The following is a 23,630-nucleotide window of genomic DNA, read 5'->3' as shown; positions in this document are numbered from 1 at the left end:
CTCTCTTATTATTTGCGTTAAGCGCTCTGTGATACTGGTTCATCTTCAGGGATAAGGGTGGCTATTTTATTATTAAGTGCACTGCTAATAACGCTTTGTACTAATTTTTCACACCCTCCACAACCCGTACTTGCTTTAGTGGCTTGCTGCACTTTATTTAAATCGCTACAACCTTGTATAACCGCTTGTTCAATAGTGTGTTTTGTGACTTTGTGGCACGCACAAATAATGGCATCTTGTGGCAAATCATCAGCGTTTAGCTCGCCCACGTCACCTGCAAGCGGCATTATTAATGACTCTGCGGGCACACTAAGCTCAATGCTATTTAAGTGATACTGCAATAAGTTATCGTAATCACTGGTATCGCCAACCAGTACAGCACCTATGAGCTTATTGCCTTGCTCATTAGTGACTACTTTTTTGTAAATACCGCTTAGTTGATCTTCAAAGTAATAGCTAATTGCGCCTTCACTGCGTGCATGGGCATCACCTATTGAGCCCACTTCAACACCCATTAATTTAAGCTTGGTGCTCATATCGGCGCCGCTAAATTCATCAGTATTGTTTGAATAGTTGCTTAAAGGTGTGTTTGAAGCTGTACTTGAAGAAAGCTGCTTTAAAACATGCCCCGCCGCTACTTTTGCCATCGCGTAGCCCGGTGCTACAAGACCAAAAATAAAGTTATTCCAAAGGGCGCATTCGCCTATGGCGTATATGTTTTTATCACTCGTTTGGCAATGGTTGTTTATTACGATGCCGCCGCGCTCACCTATTTCTAAATTAAACTCGCGAGCTAGGTTATCGTATGGGCGAATACCGGCCGAAAATACTATCATGTCGGTTTCTAGGGTTTGACCACCCTTAAAGCACATTTTATAACGGCTGTTTTCACCCTCTATAATTTGCTCTGTCGCCACTGAGGTATGCACTGTAACGCCTAGCTCGGTAATTTTATTTTTTAGTAATCGCCCACCAGCCCCATCTATTTGTACGCCCATAAGTTGAGGTGCAAATTCTATTACATGGGTTTGCAAGCCAAGCTGCTTTAATGCGTTGGCTGCTTCAAGCCCTAGTAAACCACCACCAATAACAACGCCGACTTTACTGCCTTGTGCTGATTTTTTTATAGCGTGTAAATCGTTAATGGTTCTGTAAACGAGGCAATGATCACGATCTTTACCTGGAATGGGTGGCACAAATGCAAACGAACCCGTTGCCAGTATTAGCTTGTCGTATTCAAATGACTCGCCTTTTGCAGTAGTAACCTTTTTTGCATCTCGGTTTATATCAACCACTTTAGAATGAGTATGAAAACCAACTTGCCAATCTTGATAGGTTTTACTGCAGGTAAGTGCTAAATCGTCTTCGGTTTTGCCGTTAAAAAATGACGAGAGCTGAACGCGGTCATAAGCGAGGCGGTCTTCACCGCTGAGCACGGTAATATCAACATTTTTGTTATCACCTTGCTGCGATACTAGCTGCTGTACAAAATGATGCCCAACCATCCCGTTTCCTACGACGACAACACGCTGCTTGCTTGGCATTAAAATCACCTATTTTGTTCAAAGTACTCAATGCATAAATGAGTACTTTAAACGTATAATTTGTTATGTAGTTGTTATAGCAATATGCAAGCCAGATATATAATCAATATATTACAGTGACTTAACCAAATTGGTGCAGTAAAAAAGAAGTGGAAGCACCACAAGCTGGCGCTATTGCACCAACTTGTAACGCTTCAAATTAAATAACCAGAGTTCTGGTTAAATACTTAAAATTTAGCGCTCACCCACACCCATAGTTTTTGGGTATCAACTTTGCCTGCAGCGCTATCGCCTGCTGAATAATCGGCATATTTAGCGCCAACGGCATAGGTTTTATTAATAGGCTTAACGTATTGCACGTTTAGCTCTGAGCCTAAATCATCAACGCCATTTGCATTATCGTTTGCATCAAAGCTGTGATAAGCCACTAACCATTTACCGTCAAAGGCTTTACCATTTAAGCTTACATAAGTGTCATCAAGCCCTTGTGCAGGCGTTGCTAAAAACGTATCAGCCCAGCCATTAAATTTATGCATAGTGGCAAGCGGCGTGGCAAAACCATAATCGCCATCATCAGAGCCCAGTGACTCAATACCGGCTTTTAGTTTCACGTTTTTAATACCTAAACCGGCTAAATCAACGCCGCCTTCAAATGCATAATAATCAGCATCAAAATCACTCATGCTCGTTGATGCAGATTGCGTGGCGTACTCTGCTTTATAGTAAACCTTAGTATTGCTGAGTGTTTTATTCCCACTAAAAGAAACGCCATAAGTATCTAAGCTGTCATCATCTACTGCGTCGTTACTCAATAAATAACTGTATAAAACCACTTTACCCAAGCTTGTTTTAAAACTTGCATTGATAAGGTGATCGGATGAATCAATATCTTTGCTTTCGGCAAATATACGGTTGCGCTTGCTTATGTAGCTATAGTGTAAATTAATATCATTAAACGTGTAATTGACTGTTGCCGCATCAAAAGTTTGCCTGTCTTGTCTAAAGCCAACATGGCCCACAAATCGTTGTCCATCAAGCGCTATTACTTGCCTACCCACTTTAATTGATAACGCATCTTTCACGTATTTTATAAAACCTTGATCTACTTCTGTGGTTTCTGGGTCCGCAATTACTGAGTAATTAGTATTTTTACCCAGTGTATTGTTGTAATCGTCTACACCTAACAGGCTTCGGCTGTCTTCAACTTCAATAAGTGCAGAAAAACCATTCAATTCATCTGTTTTATGAGTAAGGCGTGTACGCAGCGTTAAGCTACTTCCATCTTTTAACGCGTTATCTTGCTCTGCGTTTTCAAAACGCAGTCTAAAGTTAAGGTCGGTTTGCGCTGCAACACTAATTGAAGGCGCAGATAAGCTACCCAGTATAAAAATAATAGGTAAGTTTTTTTTATGATTTAACATGTTTATCTCTTAATTTTTAATTATGAGTACACACACCAAGGCTATAAACAAACACAACGAAATACTTTTCCAGACTAAAACCGGATCGCGTTTCATTATTGATTCTTTCGGGGCGGTACTTTTTAAATGTGGATTAGGTTTATTGATATCGCTTATAAATTCAGAAAATGCGTGGTATCTGAATTCAGGTTTGGGAGCCAATGCTTTCATTAAAGCCTGATCTAACCAAAACGGGATATCTGCTCTGTGTTTACGAATACTAGTGTATTGCCAGTGACTGTAATCTTTTGGTACATGATTATGCGCGAGTGGCTGATACGGCAATTTTGAACATAATAATTCGTACGCAACAACGCCTAGCGAAAATAAATCACTTTTAAAATCGGCGTGCATAGTGATAAGCGTCTCTGGTGCGGTGTAATCTACCGTACCTTGCGGGCAATCATCAGCAATTTGCTTTACCGACTCATCCATAGCCGCAACACTTACCGTGCCGTAATCGATTAATGTTACTTTGCCGTGAGCGTCTATCATCACGTTATCGAGTTTTAAATCGCGGTGCACCATATCCAAACGCTGAAATGCTCTGAGTGCTTGTACTATTTGTTCAATAATACTGCGCACTTGGGTAATTTCTGGAAGCGGCACATCATGCTTCCAATCACTCAGTGTTTGCCCGTCCATGTATTCACAAATATGATATAAAAACCGGCTTTGCGATTGCGTATTTAAAACCTTCATTACATTGGGATGATTAATACGTTGCCCCACCCAGCCTTCTCTTATAAAGCCTTGAAGGTAGTGCACATCGTCTTCAAAATTTACCGAAGGCGCTTTTAATACAACCGGCGGCATATCGGGTGTTTGTTGCACTAAATAAATGTGCGAGCGGCTACTAGCGTGTAATTCACGGATAACAGTAAAGTCATCAATTTTTTGGCCAACTTTTAACGGTGGCGGAATTTTTCGCCTAGTTAAAGAGTGATATAACTCGTCTAAATTTTGTTTTGCAATACTATTCACTTTTACAAGTAAGCAGCTTACGTTGTCGTCACTGCCTCTTGCTATGGCAAGCTCTGTCACTGCTTTTGCTGCGAGCTCTAAATTAGTATGCTCATCAATTAGCTTTTGTATATCACTGTATGGCAACACATCGTGTACACCATCGCAGGTAAGTATATAAATATCATCAGCTTTAAGTTCAACTTCGTATACATCAATTTCTTGATGAAGCTGCGCGCCTAAAGCCCGCGTTAGGGTATCGTTTACTTTATGGTCGCGTGTTATCGCCTCCATACTTTTTGCACGTAAACGCGTAATTCGGGTATCACCTAAATGAAAAATATAACCCGTGGCCGATTTTAAAATAAGCGCTGTAAACGTGCTCATCCAATCTGCTTGGCGTTGACCAAGGTGATTGTAGTTAACCGATTGCGAATACAGCCACTGATTTAAACTGGCCAATACCTTAGATACCGACTTTTTAACGGCCCAACTTGGCGGTGTATTTAAATACTCATTTATAAAGTGCGTTACCGATAACTGTGAAGCTTGTTTAGCATTTTTTGCTGATGAACACCCATCGGCCAAGCAGGCAATAACTCCTTTTGACTCTTTTTCTTGCGCTTGAGTATTAAGAGCAGCAAACGCATCTTGGTTTTCGGTTTTTATACCTTTGCTACTGTGCCCACCAAACTCAACGTTAAGTTCGTTTGTAAGTTCGCTGGCTTTTTGGGTTTCATCAAACATATGTATGCCTTAAGTCACAGAAATAAGTTCAACGGTGCCATCTTCGTTTACTTCTGTGATGTGGCCATCGGGTTCTTTCATGAAAAATAATGCACCTAAGCCTAATAATGCGCTTGCCGCAATAATCATAAAGAATGTTTGGTAATCAACTAATGAGAGCGCCGTTAAATACACAACAGCTCCTACATTGCCGTAAGCTCCCGTCATACCTGCAATTTGACCCGTTAAACGGCGTTTAATAAGTGGTACAGCGGCAAATACAGCGCCTTCCCCGGCTTGCACAAAAAACGAACACGCCATGGCAGCAGCAACTGCAAGCCAAAGCGGCCAGCTAGCGTCAACTAAACCCATAACAAAATAACCTACAGCTAAGCCTGTGGTAAGTACAATAAGTGTTTTACGACGACCCATTCGATCTGAGATCCAACCACCACCCGGGCGAGAAGCTAAATTCATAAACGCATACGCTGATGCAAGCAAACCTGCGTATACCATATCAAGGCCAAACACCTCACTAAAAAATAATGGCAACATAGATACAACGGCAAGCTCTGAGCCAAACGTTGTAAAATAAAGAATATTTAAAACTGCAACTTGTTTAAATTCGTAACGGTGTGATTCAGGAACAGGTTGCTTAAAAATATGGCCGTTTATGTCGTACGTTTTATACACTTCGTAAAGATAAAGCAGCACCAAAAATACATATGTACCAATAACAAAATTTTCTGAAAGTAAATTTGCACCAGTAGGAGAAAGCTTCCAAGTAAGTAGTGCTAAAGCACCGTACATAGGTAGCTTCATTATAAGAAGTAGTACAAAGTCGCCTTTGCTGGTTACTTCCATTGCTCCTACTTTTTTTGGTTTAAAGTAAGTGCCACCTTTTGGCGTGTCAGTTACGCTGATGTACCAAATAACACCAAAAATGACACTTAATACACCGGTTAGGCCTATCGCATAACGCCAGCCATCGTCACCGCCAAACATAAGCGCTAATACAGGTAATAGCATTGCAGCTGCTGCCGAACCAAAGTTACCCCAGCCACCGTAAATACCCTCTGCTGTACCCAACTCGTTTGCCGGGAACCACTCGCTCACCATGCGAATGCCCACAACAAAACCCGCACCAATAAAACCAAGTGCAAAACGCGCGATAGCGGCTTGCTCAAACGTGGTGGCCATCGCAAACATAAAACATGGGATGCTACATAAAATCAGTAATGATGCATAAACGATGCGAGGCCCAAATTTATCAGTTAACATGCCCACAACCACGCGAGCAGGAATGGTTAGTGCCACATTTAAAATAAGTAGCGTTTTTACTTGTGCCATAGTAATACCTAGCGAACCCGCTATAGCGCCTAATAATGGCGCATGGTTAAACCAGACAAAAAATGAGATAAAAAACACCATCCAGCTTAAATGCAGTATTTTCATTTTTCCGCTAAACGATATGAGATTAAACCCAGTACTCGGTTGCATGTTATTTTTCCTTAGTTACGTTTGTAGTTATTTATAGCAGTTACTACTTTGTTATTAATTACACTGCTATATTTGTTAATTTCACGTTAACCACAATGAGCAATTAGTGAGCCAATAATTTATTTCATTAAAAATCATTAACTTATGCTTTTTCTAATTCGTTATAATTTTCATTTGCACTGTTAAGGTAATCAATGTGAGCACTAACAGTGCAATTACTTTTAACCGCGTTCTTGCCCACATATTCTAAAAATTGCTATTGTGTATAAAAATAATGAGAAGCCGCTAATGACTAAACCAGCCCTGACTTACCAACAACAACTACGCTACTCGCGCCACATAATGCTTCCTAAATTAGATATAGAGGGGCAAGAAAAAATATGGCAATCTCATGCGCTTATAGTCGGTTTAGGTGGTTTGGGCTGCCCCGTTGCTCAGTATTTAGCTGCCTCCGGTGTGGGTACGTTAACGCTTGTAGATAACGACGTGGTTGATGCTACTAACTTGCAAAGGCAGGTGCTTTACAAACAAACAGATGTGGGGTGCTTAAAAACTCACGCAGCCAAAGCGCAGCTAACTAGCTTAAATAATGAAATAGATATACATACAATCGATGTATTTTTAGACGAAAAGTCAAAGCTTGACGAGCTATTAAAAAATGTTGATATAGTCATTGATTGCTCTGATAACTTAACTACACGTAATGTATTAAACACAGCCTGTTATAAAACAAAAATCCCATTAGTGTCGGGCGCTGCAATTAGAATGGAAGGCCAAGTTGCCTGTTTTACAATGCAAGAAAATAGCCACTGTTATGAGTGTTTATCGCAGTTTATGTCTGATCAAACACAAAGCTGCTCAGAATCAGGCGTGCTATCGCCCATTGTAGGATTAATTGGCAGTATTCAGGCCACTGAAGCCTTAAAAATGCTTGCTGGATTACCAAGCGGGTTGAGCGAACATTTACTGCTGGTTGATGGTTTGAGTATGGAGTTTAGTCGCTTTAAAATCACAAAAAACAGTCATTGTGCTACGTGCAGCTAAAACCCACTTTACATTACTCTAGAGTATGAATAGTCGCATAAAGTGTATCGCCTACTTTATAGTTTTTTTGATCCCATACTCTTGGTGAAAGTAAGCAATACAAGCTTTGTCCGTCTACATCTAGCGTAAGTTGCCATGTTTTATTTATAAGTTCTGCACTGTGCAGCGTAGATATTAAAACATTGCTGTTATTTGTGTTTAATGGCATTTCTGCACTTACCGATATTTGCTCGCACTCTAATATAAGTTTATTTCCTTGCTCTACAGCGCTGGGTAATGCAAATAGCTGCTGCTCGCTTTTGTGGAGTTTAAGCAAATACACACCGTATTTTTCATCAAATGTAATGATTTGAAAGTTAATTAAGCTCAGCGGTGTTTGTTTATTATTAGCGTAAATAGCTTTAGCAACCTGCGCACTCGGGCCATGGTTAATTACTTTACCCTTATTAAGCTGCACCAGGGTATCGCAACAAAACAATAGTTCTTTTAACGAGTGGCTCACTATAATAAATTTAATAGTAAACGTTGCCGCCAATTCACTTAATGTTGAGAGTGTTTTAAAGCGCAGCGGCCAATCAAGAGCGCTAAATGGCTCATCTAAAATAATTAATTTTTGACCTGCCAACAACGTCCGTGCAAACACCACCCGTTGGCGCTCCCCGCCAGACAAGCTTTGAACGTTGCGTTTAAGTAAGGGGTGTAACTCAAGAGCATCAATAACTTTTTGTTCAGTTAAGTCAGTTTGCCTATTAAAACAATGCTTTTGTGTAAACGCTAAATTACCTGCTACATCCAAATGCGGAAATAATGGGCAAGATTGAACTTGCAACGTAACACCGCGTTGTTCAGTTGGTAAATGATGTACCGATTTATCATTTATATAAACACTCTGCTCACCTTCAAGGCCACTGATACAACGTAGCAATGTGGACTTACCCGAGCCCGATGGGCCAAATATTCCCGCAATAGTAAAAGATTCAAGATGAAGGTTTATGTCTAAATCAAAGCTATTTAACGATTTATAAAGGGCTAACTTAATCATATTATTGCTTAACCCCCACTATGCTTTTATTAAATTTAAATAACAGCACTAAACACGCAAATGAAATAGCCAGTAAAATAAGCGAAAGCTGGTGCGCCGCTGCATAGTTTAACGACTCTACATGGTCGTACAAAGCAATAGAAACAACCTGTGTTTCTCCTTGTATATTGCCACCAATCATCAGCACTAAGCCAAACTCCCCGAGCGTATGCGCAAACCCCAGTGCAAATGCACTACCAATACTAGGTTTTAACAATGGCAATATTAAGTAAAAAAAACGCTTAAAGTGACTCAAACCCAAGGCAATTGCAGCCTCGTTATAGGTGTGGTTAATCTGCTTAAACCCTGCCACTAAGGGTTGCATTACAAACGGCAAAGAATAAAAAAGCGAACCAATAACAACACCCTGAAAACTAAACGCAAGCTGGGTACCTGTTAGCCAAAACCAAAATTGCCCAAAAGCATGTGTGGGTGAAAATAAAACTAGTAGATAAAAACCAAGCAAGGTCGGTGGCAATACTAACGGCATTGCAATAAGCGCTTCTAAAAACGGTTTAAACTTACCTTTGTACCCCGCTAGTTTGTATGCAACAGGAATACAAAAAGCGAGTAGTAATATAGCGGTTATAAAGGCTAGTTTAATTGTTAACCACAGCGCAGTTAAATCACTTTGAAGCATTGCTATCCTTTGTTCTATATCCTAATTCAACAAGCTTAAGTTGAGTGCCGCTGGTCATTAAAAAGTCCATAAGCTTTTGAGCACTCGCCAGTTTTTTACTCGATTTAATAATAACCCCCTGTTGAATAATTTCGGGATACTCGCTAGGTGGTATTAACCTGTACGACAAATACTGTGGGTCCTGGCTATTATTAAACGCCATTTTTAATGTAGAGACAGCCACGACCCCTACAGATGCATTCCCACTTTGAACAAACTGAAAGGCTTGCGTAATATTATTACCATACACATAATTTATTGGCTTTTTAAAATTGGCATTCGCGTAAAACTCAGACGCCTGCCCATAAGGTGAAAAACGCGGATTAGATATCGCCACTTTATTATTTACTTTATTAGCATTGGGCTGCCACACAGCAAGTTCACCAAGTGCATAAGTAATTAAGCTACTTTGACTAGCAAATCCTTCTTTTATTAAAGCTTGCGGGCGCACATCGTCAGCCGATAAAAACACATCAAATGGTGCACCATGTACAATTTGAGAATATAAAACACCGCTAGAAGCCGCTGATATTTTTACTTGTATACCCGGTATTGGGGAGTCTTGCAGTAAGGTTTGTAACACGGTTTTAAAATTACTTGCCACCGCAACATGTATTGTTTCTTTTGCGTTTAACGAGCTTGAAAACACGCAAATACCAAACAAAAAATAACCCAGCCATGTATTGTAAAGCTTTGACATTGTAAGTATTGTTTTAAAAAATGAATTAAGTAAGCAATATATATGAACGATGTTTGCAATGCACCCGGTTTATTACCAATAGAAACCGCAATCAGTAATATGTTAGATGCAATTAGCTTTAATAAGCATGCCGAAACAATACCTGTAATGAGTAGTGTTGGCCGAATTTTGGCTACTGATGTTCAATCAACAATTAATGTGCCCGCACATGACAACTCTGCGATGGACGGCTATGCATTGTGTATTAGCGACGGCCTAACCACCTACACGCAAATAGGCAGTTTATTTGCGGGTCAAACCTTCGACAAAACGCTAACGCCCGGTCAATGCGTAAGAATTATGACCGGTGCAGCACTTCCACCAGGTGCTAACGCCGTTGTTATGCAAGAAAACGCCACTGTAAATAACGATGAAATTACTTTTACAGGCACTATTGAGCACAATAACAATGTCCGTTTTGAAGGTGAAGATATTGCAAAAAACAGTGTGGTATTAAAAGCAGGCAGAAAGCTTAAAGGCGTAGACGTTGGATTATTAGCCTCTATTGGTATTAACGAAGTAAACGTTTACCAAACACTCAAAGTAGCCGTGTTCTCAACAGGAGACGAACTAATAGAGCCAGGTAATGCACTTCCTGCTGGCGCTATTTATGAAAGTAATCGCGCTGTCATTATTAGCGAGCTTAATAATCCAAATATAGAGGTGATTGATTTTGGCATTATTCCCGATGATAAAGCGCTTATTCAAAAAACCTTTTTAAAAGCGGACGAGCAAGCCGATGCCGTTATTAGCTCTGGTGGTGTATCGGTCGGTGAAGCCGACTTCACAAAAGAAGTACTGAACGACATTGGCGATATACACTTTTGGAAAATAGCCATGAAACCAGGCAAACCATTTGCCTTTGGTAAATTGCCTAATAGCTACTTTTTTGGTTTACCTGGCAATCCAGTTTCTGCAGCCGTTACGCTTGAGCGACTTGTAAAACCAGCATTGACTAAACTATCTGGCAATGAGCCTAAACCCACAATTCGTTTAAAAGCAGTCACAACTCAAAAAATTAAAAAGCGCCCAGGCCGAACAGACTTTCAACGTGGTATTGCCAGTAACGACGAAAACAACAACCTTGTTGTCACACCTGTTGAAAAACAAGGCTCAGGCGTACTGTCGTCTCTTAGTAAAGCTAACTGTTTAATTGTAGTCCCTGCACAAAGTGGAAACATTGCACAAGGCGAAACTGTTGAAATAGAACTCTTATAACGGCAGTTACAAAATACAAAAGCCCAACTAGGTGTTCACCTTGTTGGGCTTTTTAATATTAGTTTATAAAACTAACAGTGGTTTAAAACACCGATTCAAAATCACCATTTGGGAATAAAACACCTGGGATCCCGCGAACTGCAGTAACCTCAGCAATTTTTGTATCACCAAAGTATAAGCCGCCGCTGTAATTACGACCCGCTTGTTTTACATCTAACCAGCGACCGTTTTCACCTTTTGCAACTAGGCTAATATTACCATTAACATCGCGAATACGAAGATCCAACGCCTGTCCTTGAGCACTCACATATATATCCGTTGATGTTAGCTCTGTTAAATTATCTACAGCACCCACATAAGCAAATTTAAAATCGTTAGCGGCACTTAGTGGAAAATCTAATTCGAAGGTAAAGGCTAAATCATCATTTTCTTCACCAATAAAAGGTGACGATTCAATTGCAGTTATATGAAACGCAGTACTTTGAACCTCGCTTTCAAAGTCACCTTGAAAATCGAAAGACGATAACGTAGTGGATACCTCGCCAAATGAGTCCACAAAACGGTTTAGGTTTAACGATAAATCGCCTGCTAATTCACCATTAGCTTTATTGATAACAACATTAGTAGTAAGTTGTGCAATACCTGTATCAGCATCAGGATTTGTTTCGTTTACAACATCAATACCATCAAACTGAATCAGCAACTCGCTAACATCAACACTCAGTAAAGTTGAGCCATTGGTTACCGTAGCACTCATTACACCCTCAATTTTATTACCTAGCACGCCACTTACTCTAAAAGTAGGAATAGATAAGTCTATGCTAATCGGTAAGTTATCGTAGGTACCCGTTATAGCCCAAGTATAAGGCGATTTACTGTAATCAATGTCTAAATCTCTCAGTGAATATTGTCCAGCAGGTACTGAATCATCAGCCAAAGGTGAATAATTAGTTATAACCTCGTTAAGCGCATTAGTCAGTGCTGTAAGCGTTGCTTGAGTATCTTCGTCAAACGCACCCTCTAGTTCAGCAAATTTAGCGTCGAGTTCATTTGAGTAGCTTTTTTCTTGAAGCCTTGCAACACCAATAATATTTCTAACATCAACAAGCAGCTCTCTTGACTCTAAGCTCTGTGCTTCACTCACACGTGGCTCCCACTGCTGATAGGTAGTAACACTCGCAATGGTTTGGTTTACTTGGCCAGCTACATTAGGAAGTAAGCCATTACCCTGTTCACTAAACAGGTTATCAGGAATATATTGAGCAGCTAATTGGCTGTAATCTTGCCATGCTTGTTGTTCGCTATCATTACTAGAAAAGGCATTAAATGCAGTATCAACGTTAAAGGTACTGTCAGCTACGCCTGCAATAATAGCGGCATACGTAAAGGCATTTGTGACCATTTCAGCTTCAACACTGGCTGTAAGGTTACTGTGCGTTAAATGATAAAACGGCGTGGCCGATAAACTTGCTTGCACTACACTTAAGCCTGCATCAGTAATCGCTGTACTTAAAGGAGAAAAATATAGCGCGTTAACACCAGGGGCAATAAATGCATCTGCTTTATAATTTAATGTAACAGACGTTGGTTCTTGAAAATCAACTAAACGGTTACCGTTTAAATCATTAGGGTCATCACGTACTGTTCTGCCACACCCTGTAAATCGTGGACAAGATAACAACGTATCATCAGGTATAAATTCAAAGCGGCTGTATGTAAGTGGCGTTACACTTATGCTAAACGTATTAATGTTATCTACTTCAATCGACTCTTGAATAACACCTTCGTTATTTAAAATATTGAGTGTACCCTTCGGCGACTGCCAGTTGGCGACATAAAAACGGGCTGTTGAATTAGTTGTAATTTGAGTTACAGCCACACTTTCGTTGTTATCAGAACTAGAAGATGATCCACCACAACCCGCTAATGCTACTGCAACCCCTAAAGGTATAATTTGTTTTAACATCTTCATTCCTTAAAACTTAATGTTCATGTACCAATTTATATTTGCATAATACGCTTTATCCAAATCTAAACTATCGGTTTGCAGATTAAGACCAAAATACTCGCTTTCAATACCCACTAAATAAGCCTTACTTTTAGTTTCATAGCCAGCCTGTACTTTCCAATGATCCCAAAAATGAACTCGGCCTTTTAACTGGCTAAATGTATCTTGATCGTAGCGTTTAAGAGTTAATTGAGTCGAAAATCGGTCATTTATTCTATAATCAGCAAACGCTTGCATGCGCATTTTCATATCAAAGTCATGAGATTGCGTATTTCCAAACGACGATGTTTTTAACGATACAGTTGGCTGCGTAATTATATCGCCATTATCGTTTTGGCTAAATGGGATCTCGGTTGTTTGCCCATTTACATACCCACTGTCTTCATAATCTGTTTTATATAGCAAGTCTTTAACGCTAAAGCCTACATGCAACTCGTCATTTACTTGCCAGTTAGCAAATATATCTAGGCTATAACCTAACCCTTCTGGGTTTTCAGGTGGCGTAAATTTTTTAAATAAAATATCTTTTGAATAGTTATAATCTACAGAAATATCGCCTTCTACTTCATCGCTGTAAATACGCCCGTCAACAATTCCGTCTTGAAAATGCGTACTAGCAAAAATAGAAAGTTTTGGTGTAATGGTTAATGCGTTTTTATCTAAAAATTTAAAATCGTAAGACGCAAATATACCATTAGAAGTTGCTTGTTTAGCGTCTAAATAATAGGTGTAGTATCTATCTTCAAAAGCCAAATCATTTTTTTCAATGTGTGTGTATTTTGCCGTATCTGGATCAAAATTTAGTACGTAGTCAAAGCGACTTTGTAAACCAACTTTAAAATTACCGTACCCAACACCAACTTCAAAAATATTGTACGTAAATGCACTGTCACCCAATGTTAGCGGCGCATCAAAGTCATCAACAAATGCCTGAACTGGTTGCGCTTCGGTATAAATTTCTGCGTCAAAATGAGTAAAAACTTGAAACTGATTATTAGCGGATGCAAGTGGAGAAAGTAGAGCTGATGAAAATCCTAGCAAAAGAATTTTTTTTTTCATAATTTAATCGCTTTCAATAAAAAAAGGGAAAAGCACAATGCTTTTCCCTTTAATAGTTTAAAAATTACTTGCTTGAGTCAATTAAATCAACATCAGTGTAATCCATTGTTACACCATCAATGTAAGTGATTGAAAGCCCATTAGTAACTTTAGTAGCAGTACCAAACGACATCATCATGCCATCGTACATCGCTTCAACGTCGCCAGTGTAACCTGTAGACTCAGCACCCATAAGAGATAATGTGTAACCCATTGCTGCGTCACCTTTAACCATTACTTCTAACATGCTTTGATCTTCATCGCCGCTTGCGTTAACCGTACCCATAACTTTAAAGTCTAGGTCGCCCGACATACCTTCAAGAGTAACAGTACCTATGTCAGTCGCGTCATCAGCAGTTACATTTAACATACCAGTAAACCCAGAATCACCGTCCATAATTGTCACGTGGTTCCAAGTTTCAGTATTAACGATTTCAGCATCATCTACTGTGTCAGCATCTACTTCGCCGTCAAATGTAAATATTAAACAAGAATCAATTTGAGTCTCGTCAATAGTACCGGCTGCAAAATCAACACAATCTGCAAGAGCATTAGTTTGCGTGTCTGCAGTCATTAGCTCAACCGTAGCATCACCACCAACTAACGTAGCGCCCCAAGCAACAACTAACTGCTCACCTTGGTAAGATGCAGCAGCGCTGATCATTTCACCTGTGGTTGCATTGTTAAGCATAAGCGTTAGGTCGTCTAAGCTGTAAGCATAAGTCCAGTTAGGTTGACGAGTAGACGTACCTTCACCAGAGTTGCCCATATCAGCAAGTTCGTTAATTACATCACCTAATACGTCAGCTGCATCAAGAACTGCTTCACCACCAGTGCTTGTAAGTACAGTCATTGTGCTTAGTGACTCTGATGTTGCTTTAACAGATACAAGAACTTCAAACTTAGCAACCGCTTCTTGCGCCGTTAATTGTAGAGCATACGCTGTAGCAAACTGCTCTGATGCAAGTTCAGCTTTAGCAGCAGCTGTAACAGCCATTGCCTCTGCAGCATCAATTAAATCTTGTGCATCGGCACTGTCAGCATCTAAAGCTAAGTAAGCTTCTGCTGCAGCTAATGCTTGTGCAATAGCAACTTCTAATGCATCAACACTTGCAGCAAAGTCAGAAGCCGCAATAATTGCAGCGTCTGCAAGTGCTAGCGCTTCAGCTGCATTTTCAGCGTTGTCTACCATTGCATCTTCAGCAGCAGATAGTGCTGTTGTAGACGCTGTTTCAGCAGTCATTGCAGCCGTTTCAGCTGCTAGCGCTAGTTCGTTAGTTTCTGTAGCAAGGGCAGCTGCTGCTGCAACTTCTGCATCAAAATCAATAAGTGCTTGCGCTGCAGCAGCTTCAAGTGCTTCAAGTTCTGTATTAAAAGTAGAAACTTTATCAATTTCAGCAGAAGAACCTGTTACTAACGCGTCTGCATCATCTAAAATTTGTTGGTAATCAGAACTATTAGCCACAAGTAAAGTAGCTACAGACACTAAACCTTGAGACTGTACAAACAATGCATTCGATTCACCGGCTAAATCAGCAACTGCAGCTTCATTTACAAGTAACTCAACCGCATTTGCAAATGCAACAGCTGTGTCTGCGTCAACTACAGTGTCACCACCTAGTGCTTGTACTGCAACTAAATCAGCTTGCGCAGCAGTAACTGATGCCTGAATTGACACTAGCTCAGCTTCTGCAACAGTTACCGCAGCAGTTGTTTTAGCTGCAAGTTGCATGTAAAAACCGTTGCCCACTGTACAATCGTCAGTACAACCAATTTTCTCAAGCGCTTTTTTAGATTTTTCAGCAGCCTTAGCTAAACCAGCATCACTTGCTGCGCCATTTTTAACAGCTTTATCTTTAGCCGCTTTTGCTTTTTTAGCAATACCTGTTGATTGTGCAGCAAATGCCGCCTTTTCAGCGTCAGTTGCATCTGGGTTGTTTACAGCAAATGCAGCAGCAAGTGCAGCTTCAATATCGCTTTCTTCACCAGTAGCAATTGCAAAGAAAATATTAGCCGTATTTGTAGCAGCTTGTTGCAGTGCAGTAGCTAGTGCAGCTATGTCTGCATCGTCACTACCTGTTACTTTACCTGCTTTAATACCAGCAATAAGCTTTGTCATGTTGCCGTTAATATCCGCAAGGCCTTGAATAGATGAAGCAACTTGAGTTAACGATAAAATACCATCGTCTAGCATTTCTTCGCCGTCAACGTCAGTTAAATCGACTGCACCGCCGTTAGAAACATCACCCAATAAAGAAGTAAGTAAAAGTGCTGTGTCTGGGCCTAAAACTTGAACAAGCACATCAACACTAGAATTAGCAATACCAGCAGCATCAACACCTTCGCCAGCATCAATTAAAAGTTGTGAAACAAGCGTTGTTAAGAAAGTCGCGTTTGCTCTTAGTGAACGCGCTACGTTTGCATCGCCTAAAGCACCACTTGCGCCAGATGCATCTGCTTCTACCGCTGGAATAAATTTAACAACAGAAAGCTCTAAGTCTGTTTTGTACCATTCGCCAAACTCAATCGCTGTATCGCCATCGTTAACATCGTCTTCTGCAGCTGGTGCTTCGTCGTAAGTGCCACAACCTAAGTATGCATCACAACGTAGGTAGCTATCGTCGCCTTCTGCTGATGTTTTAACAGTAATGTATACAGGGCCTGAAAAGTCATTTTCTAAGTAAACGCTGTAACGGCCACTCTCATTTGTTAAAACAGCGTCTGGGTTTGCTGCTAAAATACTTGCAGCAACTGCTGCATCTGCAGCTGCTTGAGTTGACTCTTCAGCAGAGAATGTTTCAGCTTCCGCAGATGCTGCTAAACGAAATGGTACTGCAACCATTTCACCAGTTGCATCTAATGTTGAAACGCTAACCACCGCGTTCATCATCGCACCTTTAACCGCTTTACCTGTAACTTCTACGTTAAATAAAGCTGTGTCTTCTGAGCTAAAAGACTCAACAGGTGGTGGTGGTGCAACATAGTTATTGCCATCGTTGTCAGAACCACACGCCGTTAAGCCGAGTGTAAGTGCAACTGATGCCGCTATTGGTGTAAATTTGATCATACGCTTCGCCATTTATTTCTCCTTGATAGCCATGAAATAAGTATCTGAAAAAGTTTGGTTAAACTTGGGAAAGTATATTAGTCGTTTACAAAAAATGTAAACAAGCACAATAATCTAACCTTTGTTACTAGAACTTTAAAAGTACCATTAAGCTATGAGTTGTTGCTACATATTTATACATATAAAATGATGTAATTTTAGTTTAACGCCATGTTTTAATTTTTATAGGCCTTAATTAAATTCAATAACCTAGGTTACAGCCACAAAAAACCAACATGTTGGTTTATAATATATCGTGTTTATTGATTGATTATTACATTAAATTTAGTTTGTTAAATTTTTTCTTCAAGTATTTGCGACAGAACATTAAAAATAAATGCAGAACTGAGATAAAGCAACCCAAAAGAACTGAACTTTTAATTGAAAGCAAACCTTTAGAACTAGAAAAGCCAATCCCTTGTTTTTTTATTTATTTTAAAATCCTGCTTAATTGTTACTGCATTATTAATATTGTTACGTTAACCCTAACTGACTATAAGGGTCTTTTAATTTCAGAAAGTTAATAATGCAGTAAAAAATTATTAAAAGGGAACTCTTACAACCCCTTCCATCAATACTCTGGCGCTTCGGCTCATACTCGCTTTAGTAACTTGCCAGTCTCCATTAATCTTTTTAGCTTCAGCGCCTACTTTTAACGTGCCTGAGGGGTGACCAAAATTCACTTCACTCAATGCGCCACCACCAGCAGCCATATTTACTAACGTACCGTCAATTGATGCTGCGGTGCCAATTGCAACGGCGGCTGTTCCCATCATGGCATGATGTAATTTCCCCATCGACATAGCACGTACTAATAAATTAATACTGCCAGCATCAATGTGTTTACCGCTTGATGCGTTATACGCCTCAGGCTTAGCAACAAACGCAACTTTAGGTGTATGCTGGCGTGATTGTGCTTCATTTATATTATTAATTAAACCCATTTTAACAGCGCCATAAGCACGAATTGTTTCAAGCTTTTTAAGCGCAGCATCATCGTAATTAATGTCGTCTTGCAGCTCAGTGCCGGTATAACCAATATCTTCAGCATTAATAAAAATAGTTGGAATACCCGCATTAATCATCGTCGCCTTTAGCGTACCAACATCTGGCACCTCTAAATCGTCAACAACATTACCTGTTGGAAATAAAGCACCATCACCATCAGCAGGGTCTACAAACTCAAGCTTTACTTCTGCTGCAGGGAACGTCACACCGTCAAGCTCAAAGTCACCGGTTTCTTGCACTTCGCCATTAGTCATAGGCACATGCACTAAAATGCTTTTTTTAATATTAGCCTGCCAAACACGCACAATAGCTATGCCATTATCGGGCACGCGGTTTTTATCAACTAAGCCATTACTAATTGCAAAAGCCCCCACGGCTGAAGTTAAATTACCGCAGTTACCGCTCCAATCAACAAACGCTTTATCAATTGCGACTTGCCCAAACAAGTAATCAACATCGTGATCGGCTTGCTCACTTTTACTTAAAATAACCGTTTTGCTGGTGCTTGATGTTGCACCGCCCATGCCGTCGGTTTGTTTACCATAAGGATCGGGGCTACCAATAACACGAAGTAATAAATTATCGCGCGCCTCACCTGCCACTTGGGCAGGCTTTGGCAAATCGGTTAAATTAAAAAACACACCTTTACTCGTGCCGCCACGCATGTAGGTCGCGGGCACTTTTATTTGTGGTTTAAACATATTTTTTAATCCTTATTACGCGTTTGTCGCTTCTAAAAAGTCTTGAGCAAAACGCTGTAATACACCACCAGCAGCATAAATAGAAAACTCTTCTTGCGTATCTAATCGGCATTTCATCGCTGCAGTTAGCACTTCACCATTTTTACGGGTGATCACAAGCTCTAAAGTGGCGCCCGGTGCTGGTACGCCTTTTACATCGTAGCTTTCACTACCATCAAGGTTTAATGTTTTACGTGTCGTGCCTGGTGCAAACTCAAGTGGTAAAACGCCCATGCCAATTAAATTTGTGCGGTGAATACGCTCAAAGCCTTCAGCAGCTATAACTTCAACACCGGCAAGCCTTACGCCTTTTGCCGCCCAATCGCGCGACGATCCTTGACCGTAATCAGCACCGGCCACAATAATAAGTGGTTGTTTACGTTGCATGTAAGTTTCGATTGCTTCCCACATGCGCGTGTTTTCACCCTCTGGCTCTATACGCGCGTAAGACCCCTGCTTAACGTCACCGTTATCATCAAGTACCATTTCGTTAAGTAATTTAGGGTTTGCAAACGTGGCGCGCTGCGCCGTTAAATGGTCGCCGCGGTGAGTTGCGTAAGAGTTAAAGTCTTCTTCAGGCACATTCATTTTAGTGAGGTATTCGCCCGCAGCACTGCTTGCCATAATTGCGTTAGAGGGTGATAAATGATCCGTTGTGATGTTATCGCCCAATACTGCTAATGCACGCATACCACTCATGGTGCGCTCACCAGCAAGTGCTCCTTCCCAATAAGGCGGGCGACGAATATACGTACTTTGCGCTCGCCAATCGTAAAGTGGGTCGTTGTCTTCACCGTAATCTACGGTTAAGTCAAACATAGGCTCGTACACTTTTTTAAATTGCTCAGGCTTAACGCTTTGCTGAATTACCGCATCTATTTCTTCATCGGTTGGCCATAAATCTTTAAGCGTTACATCATTACCTTGTTGATCTTGTCCTAAAATATCTTTTTCAATATCAAAACGAATCGTACCCGCAATAGCATAAGCTACAACCAAAGGCGGTGATGCCAAAAAGGCTTGTTTTGCATAAGGGTGAATACGCCCGTCAAAGTTACGATTACCCGAAAGCACAGCCGTTGTGTATAAATCGCGATCTATCACTTCTTTTTGAATCACAGGGTCAAGCGCCCCACTCATACCGTTACAGGTAGTACACGCAAAGCCAACAATACCAAAACCAAGCTGCTCAAGCTCTGGCAATAGGTTTGCGTCTTCAAGGTACGATTGCACGGCTTTAGAGCCCGGCGCTAACGACGTTTTAACCCAAGGTTTGCGCATTAACCCTTTTGCATTCGCATTACGCGCTAACAAACCTGCAGCTATTACATTGCGCGGGTTGCTAGTATTAGTACAGCTGGTAATTGCCGCAATAATACACGCACCGTCTGGCATTAAGCCTTCTTCGTTTTCAACAACGCCCGAAATACCTTCTTTCGCTAAATCGCTGGTTGAAACACGACGATGTGGATTAGAAGGCCCCGCAATATTGCGGCCAACGCTTGATAAATCAAAAGTCAAAACACGCTCGTATCTTGCGGTTTTTAAGCTATCACTCCAAAGGCCAGCCGTTTTAGCGTAGTTTTCTACAAGGGCTATTTGCTCTTCATCGCGCCCTGTTAAACGTAAATAGTCTATTGTTTTATCGTCGATATAAAACATGGCCGCAGTCGCACCAAATTCTGGCGTCATGTTCGAAATAGTTGCTCTGTCGCCAAGCGTTAGCGCATCGGCGCCTTCGCCGTAAAACTCTAAATAGGTCGATACAACACGCTGCTCGCGTAAAAACTCAGTAATCGCCAACACAATATCGGTAGCGGTAATACCAGGCTGGCGAGTACCCGTAAGCTCTACGCCTACAATATCGGGTAAACGAATGTACGATGCACGCCCAAGCATAACGCTTTCAGCTTCAAGCCCGCCTACACCCACAGCAATAACACCTAAAGCATCAACATGCGGGGTGTGGCTGTCGGTACCTACAAGCGTATCTGGGAATGCAATGCCATCGCGGTTTTGAATAACAGGCGACATTTTTTCAAGGTTAATTTGATGCATAATGCCGTTACCAGGCGGGATCACATCAATATTTTTAAACGCGGTTTTAGTCCAGTTTATAAAATGAAAACGGTCATCGTTTCGGCGGTCTTCAATAGCACGGTTTTTGTCAAATGCCTCAGGATCAAACCCTGCATGTTCAACCGCTAACGAATGATCAACAATTAGCTGCGTTGGCACCACTGGATTAACTTTAGACGGATCGCCACCTTTAGCCGCAATCGCATCGCGCAAGCCTGCTAAATCAACAAGGGCCGTTTGGCCTAAAATATCGTGGCACACCACACGCGCCGGATACCAGGGAAAATCTAAATCTTGTTTACGCTCAATTATTTGGCTAAGTGCATCGGTAAGCATGGCAGGATCGCAGCGGCGTACTAAGTTTTCGGCAAATACACGCGAGCTATAAGGAAGTGTGGCATAAGCGCCTGGTTTAATGGCATCAACAGCGGCTTGGGTATCGTAGTAATCTACATTTGAGCCCGCAAGCGGTTTGCGGTACTGAGTGTTGTTAATTATGGTCATAATAAAAATTCGCTAATAAGTGACGGGAAATAAAAAGGCAAAAAGGTGAGCTAGGCTCACCTTACATGCTAACTAATTAGCCTCTTGATTCAATTGGCGTATAGCTGCGTGCGTCTGGCCCTGTGTAATCCGCACTTGGGCGAATAATACGGTTATTAGCACGTTGTTCTTTTACGTGAGCTGTCCAACCAGTAACGCGGCTCATTACAAATATTGGCGTAAACAACTTAGTGGGAATATCCATAAAGTGATAAGCCGATGCATGGAAAAAATCAGCATTACAAAATAACTTTTTCTCGCGCCACATTACTTCTTCACAACGAACAGAAACCGGGTAAAGCACATCATCGCCCACCTCTGCTGCTAATTTTTCAGACCACTTTTTAATAATTACATTACGCGGGTCCGACTCACGGTAAATAGCATGGCCAAAGCCCATAATTTTATCTTTACGCTCAAGCATACCCATTACTTCTTGCTCAGCATGTTCTGCGCTAGTAAAGCCTTCAATCATGTCCATTGCAGCTTCGTTTGCACCACCATGTAATGGCCCGCGTAACGTACCAATCGCACCCGTTACACACGAATGAATATCAGACAAGGTAGAAGCACATACGCGCCCTGTAAATGTAGAGGCATTAAATTCGTGCTCTGCGTATAAAATAAGCGACACATTCATTACTTGCGCAAACAACTCGCTTGGTGCTTTGTCGTGTAATAACGTTAAAAAGTGTGCGCCTACTGAATCGTCGTCTGTTTGTGTTTCAATACGAACACCATCGTGTGAAAAGCGGTACCAGTAACAAATAATACTTGGGAACACGGCAACCATGCGGTCAATCGCATCGTTTGCTTGGCTAAAATCAAGTTCCATTTCAAGGTTACCCAACATAGAGCAACCTGTACGCATTACATCCATTGGGTGCGCGTCTTTAGGAATATTTTCAAGCACGGTTTTAAGTGCATCTGGCAAGCCACGTAAGCTTTTTAGTTTTGCTTTGTACTCAGCCAACTCGCTAGATGTAGGTAACTCACCGCGTGAAAGTAAAAACGACACTTCTTCAAACTGCGCTTTTTCAGCCAGCTCGCTGATGTCGTAACCACAATACGTTAAGCCCGAGCCACTTTGGCCAACTGTACATAATGCCGTTTGGCCTGCGACTTGTCCGCGTAAACCTGCGCCACCTAATGCTTTATCTACCATGATCTTCTCCTATCTTAAATTTGTGTGTTGTCTAATTTAATAATTATTATTTGTCAGATTTTGATGAAAAAAGGTTATCGAGTGTGTTTTCGTATGTGTGGTAATCTAAAAAGTCATAAAGCTCAGCTCGGGTTTGCATGTTTTCAATTTCGGTTTGTTGCGAGCCTTCATTTAAAATAGCCGAGTAAACGTTAAGTGCCGCTTTATTCATCGCTCTAAACGCACTGAGTGGGTAAAGCACCATTTCAACGCCCACATCACTTAGCTGCTCTTTGGTATAAATTGGCGTTTGGCCAAACTCAGTAATGTTAGCTAAAATAGGCACATTTAACGCATTGGCAAATGCTTGGTAATCGGCAAGGTCGTGCACAGCTTCAGCAAAAATAGCATCGGCGCCAGCTTCAACACAGGCTGCTGCGCGGTCAATAGCCGCATTTAAGCCTTCTTTTTGAAACGCATCGGTACGCGCCATAATGTAAAAATCGCTATCGGTTTTGGCATCTACCGCGGCTTTAATACGGTCAACCATTTCGCCTTGGCTTACAATTTCTTTATTTGGGCGATGGCCACAACGCTTTTGCGCCACTTGATCTTCTATATGAAAACCCGCCGCGCCTGCTTTGGTCATTTCTTTAACGGTACGTGCAATATTAAACGCCCCGCCCCAACCGGTATCGGCATCAACAAGTAAAGGTAAATCGCTTGCACCGGTAATACGGCGAATATCTTCAAGTACGTTGTCTAGGCTAGTCATACCTAAATCAGGCATACCGAAAGAGGCATTAGCAACACCCGCACCCGAAAGATAAATAGCTTGGTGGCCCATTTTTTCAGCCATCATTGCTGTGTAGGCATTAATAGTGCCCACTACTTGTAATGGGCGATTATTAGCAATAGCTTGTTTAAATTTATATCCTGCTGACATGTCA

General features: G+C 41.1%; 16 protein-coding genes. 2 read left to right on the top strand and 14 right to left on the bottom strand.

The annotated features are described in order from the left end of the window. Positions 1-17: 17 nt before the first annotated feature. From PMAN_RS05525 to PMAN_RS05510, 4 genes are all read right to left on the bottom strand, one after another. Positions 18-1,544, bottom strand: coding sequence for an FAD-dependent oxidoreductase (locus tag PMAN_RS05525; protein WP_010556322.1), 1,527 nt, complete (start codon positions 1,542-1,544; stop codon positions 18-20). Between the two features lie 227 nt (positions 1,545-1,771). After that, a complete protein-coding gene (locus PMAN_RS05520; protein WP_010556321.1) occupies positions 1,772-2,965 on the bottom strand; it encodes an alginate export family protein in 1,194 nt (397 codons plus the stop codon). A 9-nt stretch (positions 2,966-2,974) separates the two neighbouring features. Continuing rightward, on the bottom strand, positions 2,975-4,714 hold the full coding sequence (locus PMAN_RS05515; protein WP_010556320.1) for a bifunctional protein-serine/threonine kinase/phosphatase: 1,740 nt from the start codon (positions 4,712-4,714) through the stop codon (positions 2,975-2,977). A 9-nt stretch (positions 4,715-4,723) separates the two neighbouring features. Next, complete coding sequence (locus PMAN_RS05510; RefSeq protein WP_010556319.1) at positions 4,724-6,193, bottom strand: NarK family nitrate/nitrite MFS transporter; 1,470 nt, start codon at positions 6,191-6,193, stop codon at positions 4,724-4,726. Positions 6,194-6,481: 288 nt separating this feature from the next. Between PMAN_RS05510 and PMAN_RS05505 the strand changes: the two genes are divergently transcribed. Next, a complete protein-coding gene (locus PMAN_RS05505; RefSeq protein WP_010556318.1) occupies positions 6,482-7,237 on the top strand; it encodes a HesA/MoeB/ThiF family protein in 756 nt (251 codons plus the stop codon). A 13-nt stretch (positions 7,238-7,250) separates the two neighbouring features. Here PMAN_RS05505 and PMAN_RS05500 read toward each other — a convergent pair whose 3' ends face one another. The 3 genes from PMAN_RS05500 to modA are packed head-to-tail and all read right to left on the bottom strand — an operon-like array spanning position 7,251 to position 9,697. Beyond that, the gene (locus tag PMAN_RS05500) at positions 7,251-8,279 is read right to left on the bottom strand and encodes an ATP-binding cassette domain-containing protein (protein WP_010556317.1); all 1,029 of its coding nucleotides are present in this window, start codon (positions 8,277-8,279) and stop codon (positions 7,251-7,253) included. Between the two features lies 1 nt (position 8,280). Continuing rightward, a complete protein-coding gene (modB, locus tag PMAN_RS05495; RefSeq protein ID WP_008131252.1) occupies positions 8,281-8,958 on the bottom strand; it encodes a molybdate ABC transporter permease subunit in 678 nt (225 codons plus the stop codon). After that, positions 8,945-9,697, bottom strand: coding sequence for a molybdate ABC transporter substrate-binding protein (gene modA / locus PMAN_RS05490; RefSeq protein ID WP_010556316.1), 753 nt, complete (start codon positions 9,695-9,697; stop codon positions 8,945-8,947). Before modA ends, modB begins: the two co-directional genes overlap by 14 nt. 42 nt (positions 9,698-9,739) lie before the next feature. Here modA and moeA point away from each other — a divergent pair, with 42 nt between their 5' ends. Continuing rightward, complete coding sequence (moeA, locus tag PMAN_RS05485; protein ID WP_010556315.1) at positions 9,740-10,954, top strand: molybdopterin molybdotransferase MoeA; 1,215 nt, start codon at positions 9,740-9,742, stop codon at positions 10,952-10,954. 82 nt (positions 10,955-11,036) lie between these two features. Here the strand turns inward: moeA and PMAN_RS05480 are convergent, their stop codons facing one another. The 7 genes from PMAN_RS05480 to prpB form a co-directional block, all read right to left on the bottom strand. Beyond that, positions 11,037-12,920 carry a hypothetical protein gene (locus tag PMAN_RS05480; RefSeq protein WP_010556314.1) on the bottom strand — a complete coding sequence of 628 codons (1,884 nt, stop codon included), beginning with the start codon at positions 12,918-12,920 and terminating at the stop codon, positions 11,037-11,039. A gap of 9 nt (positions 12,921-12,929) precedes the next feature. After that, a complete protein-coding gene (locus PMAN_RS05475) occupies positions 12,930-14,021 on the bottom strand; it encodes a hypothetical protein (protein WP_010556313.1) in 1,092 nt (363 codons plus the stop codon). A 64-nt stretch (positions 14,022-14,085) separates the two neighbouring features. Next, positions 14,086-17,139: a hypothetical protein gene (locus tag PMAN_RS05470; protein WP_010556312.1), complete on the bottom strand. Its 3,054-nt coding sequence runs from the start codon at positions 17,137-17,139 to the stop codon at positions 14,086-14,088. A gap of 569 nt (positions 17,140-17,708) precedes the next feature. Next, positions 17,709-18,875 (bottom strand): 2-methylaconitate cis-trans isomerase PrpF, encoded by a 1,167-nt coding sequence (prpF, locus tag PMAN_RS05465; RefSeq protein WP_010556311.1) that lies wholly within the window; start codon positions 18,873-18,875, stop codon positions 17,709-17,711. Between the two features lie 15 nt (positions 18,876-18,890). Beyond that, the gene (gene acnD / locus PMAN_RS05460; RefSeq protein ID WP_010556310.1) at positions 18,891-21,497 is read right to left on the bottom strand and encodes a Fe/S-dependent 2-methylisocitrate dehydratase AcnD; all 2,607 of its coding nucleotides are present in this window, start codon (positions 21,495-21,497) and stop codon (positions 18,891-18,893) included. A gap of 76 nt (positions 21,498-21,573) precedes the next feature. Then, positions 21,574-22,701, bottom strand: coding sequence for a bifunctional 2-methylcitrate synthase/citrate synthase (gene prpC, locus PMAN_RS05455; RefSeq protein WP_006794389.1), 1,128 nt, complete (start codon positions 22,699-22,701; stop codon positions 21,574-21,576). Between the two features lie 46 nt (positions 22,702-22,747). Continuing rightward, positions 22,748-23,626 (bottom strand): methylisocitrate lyase, encoded by an 879-nt coding sequence (gene prpB / locus PMAN_RS05450; RefSeq protein WP_010556309.1) that lies wholly within the window; start codon positions 23,624-23,626, stop codon positions 22,748-22,750. Positions 23,627-23,630: the final 4 nt, after the last annotated feature.

The organism is Pseudoalteromonas marina, assembly GCF_000238335.3.
Classification (GTDB): Bacteria; Pseudomonadota; Gammaproteobacteria; order Enterobacterales; family Alteromonadaceae; genus Pseudoalteromonas; species Pseudoalteromonas marina.
Note: the sequence above shows the minus strand (reverse complement) of the source record. Positions and strands in the feature narration are given on the sequence as shown.

Excerpts from the sequence above, each read along its gene's own strand:
- PMAN_RS05525 (WP_010556322.1), bottom strand. The coding sequence starts at position 1,544 with ATGCCAAGCAAGCAGCGTGTTGTCGTCGTAGGAAACGGGATGGTTGGG.
- PMAN_RS05520 (WP_010556321.1), bottom strand. The coding sequence starts at position 2,965 with ATGTTAAATCATAAAAAAAACTTACCTATTATTTTTATACTGGGTAGC.
- PMAN_RS05515 (WP_010556320.1), bottom strand. The coding sequence starts at position 4,714 with ATGTTTGATGAAACCCAAAAAGCCAGCGAACTTACAAACGAACTTAAC.
- PMAN_RS05510 (WP_010556319.1), bottom strand. The coding sequence starts at position 6,193 with ATGCAACCGAGTACTGGGTTTAATCTCATATCGTTTAGCGGAAAAATG.
- PMAN_RS05505 (WP_010556318.1), top strand. The coding sequence starts at position 6,482 with ATGACTAAACCAGCCCTGACTTACCAACAACAACTACGCTACTCGCGC.
- PMAN_RS05500 (WP_010556317.1), bottom strand. The coding sequence starts at position 8,279 with ATGATTAAGTTAGCCCTTTATAAATCGTTAAATAGCTTTGATTTAGAC.
- modB (WP_008131252.1), bottom strand. The coding sequence starts at position 8,958 with ATGCTTCAAAGTGATTTAACTGCGCTGTGGTTAACAATTAAACTAGCC.
- modA (WP_010556316.1), bottom strand. The coding sequence starts at position 9,697 with ATGTCAAAGCTTTACAATACATGGCTGGGTTATTTTTTGTTTGGTATT.
- moeA (WP_010556315.1), top strand. The coding sequence starts at position 9,740 with ATGAACGATGTTTGCAATGCACCCGGTTTATTACCAATAGAAACCGCA.
- PMAN_RS05480 (WP_010556314.1), bottom strand. The coding sequence starts at position 12,920 with ATGTTAAAACAAATTATACCTTTAGGGGTTGCAGTAGCATTAGCGGGT.
- PMAN_RS05475 (WP_010556313.1), bottom strand. The coding sequence starts at position 14,021 with ATGAAAAAAAAAATTCTTTTGCTAGGATTTTCATCAGCTCTACTTTCT.
- PMAN_RS05470 (WP_010556312.1), bottom strand. The coding sequence starts at position 17,139 with ATGGCGAAGCGTATGATCAAATTTACACCAATAGCGGCATCAGTTGCA.
- prpF (WP_010556311.1), bottom strand. The coding sequence starts at position 18,875 with ATGTTTAAACCACAAATAAAAGTGCCCGCGACCTACATGCGTGGCGGC.
- acnD (WP_010556310.1), bottom strand. The coding sequence starts at position 21,497 with ATGACCATAATTAACAACACTCAGTACCGCAAACCGCTTGCGGGCTCA.
- prpC (WP_006794389.1), bottom strand. The coding sequence starts at position 22,701 with ATGGTAGATAAAGCATTAGGTGGCGCAGGTTTACGCGGACAAGTCGCA.
- prpB (WP_010556309.1), bottom strand. The coding sequence starts at position 23,626 with ATGTCAGCAGGATATAAATTTAAACAAGCTATTGCTAATAATCGCCCA.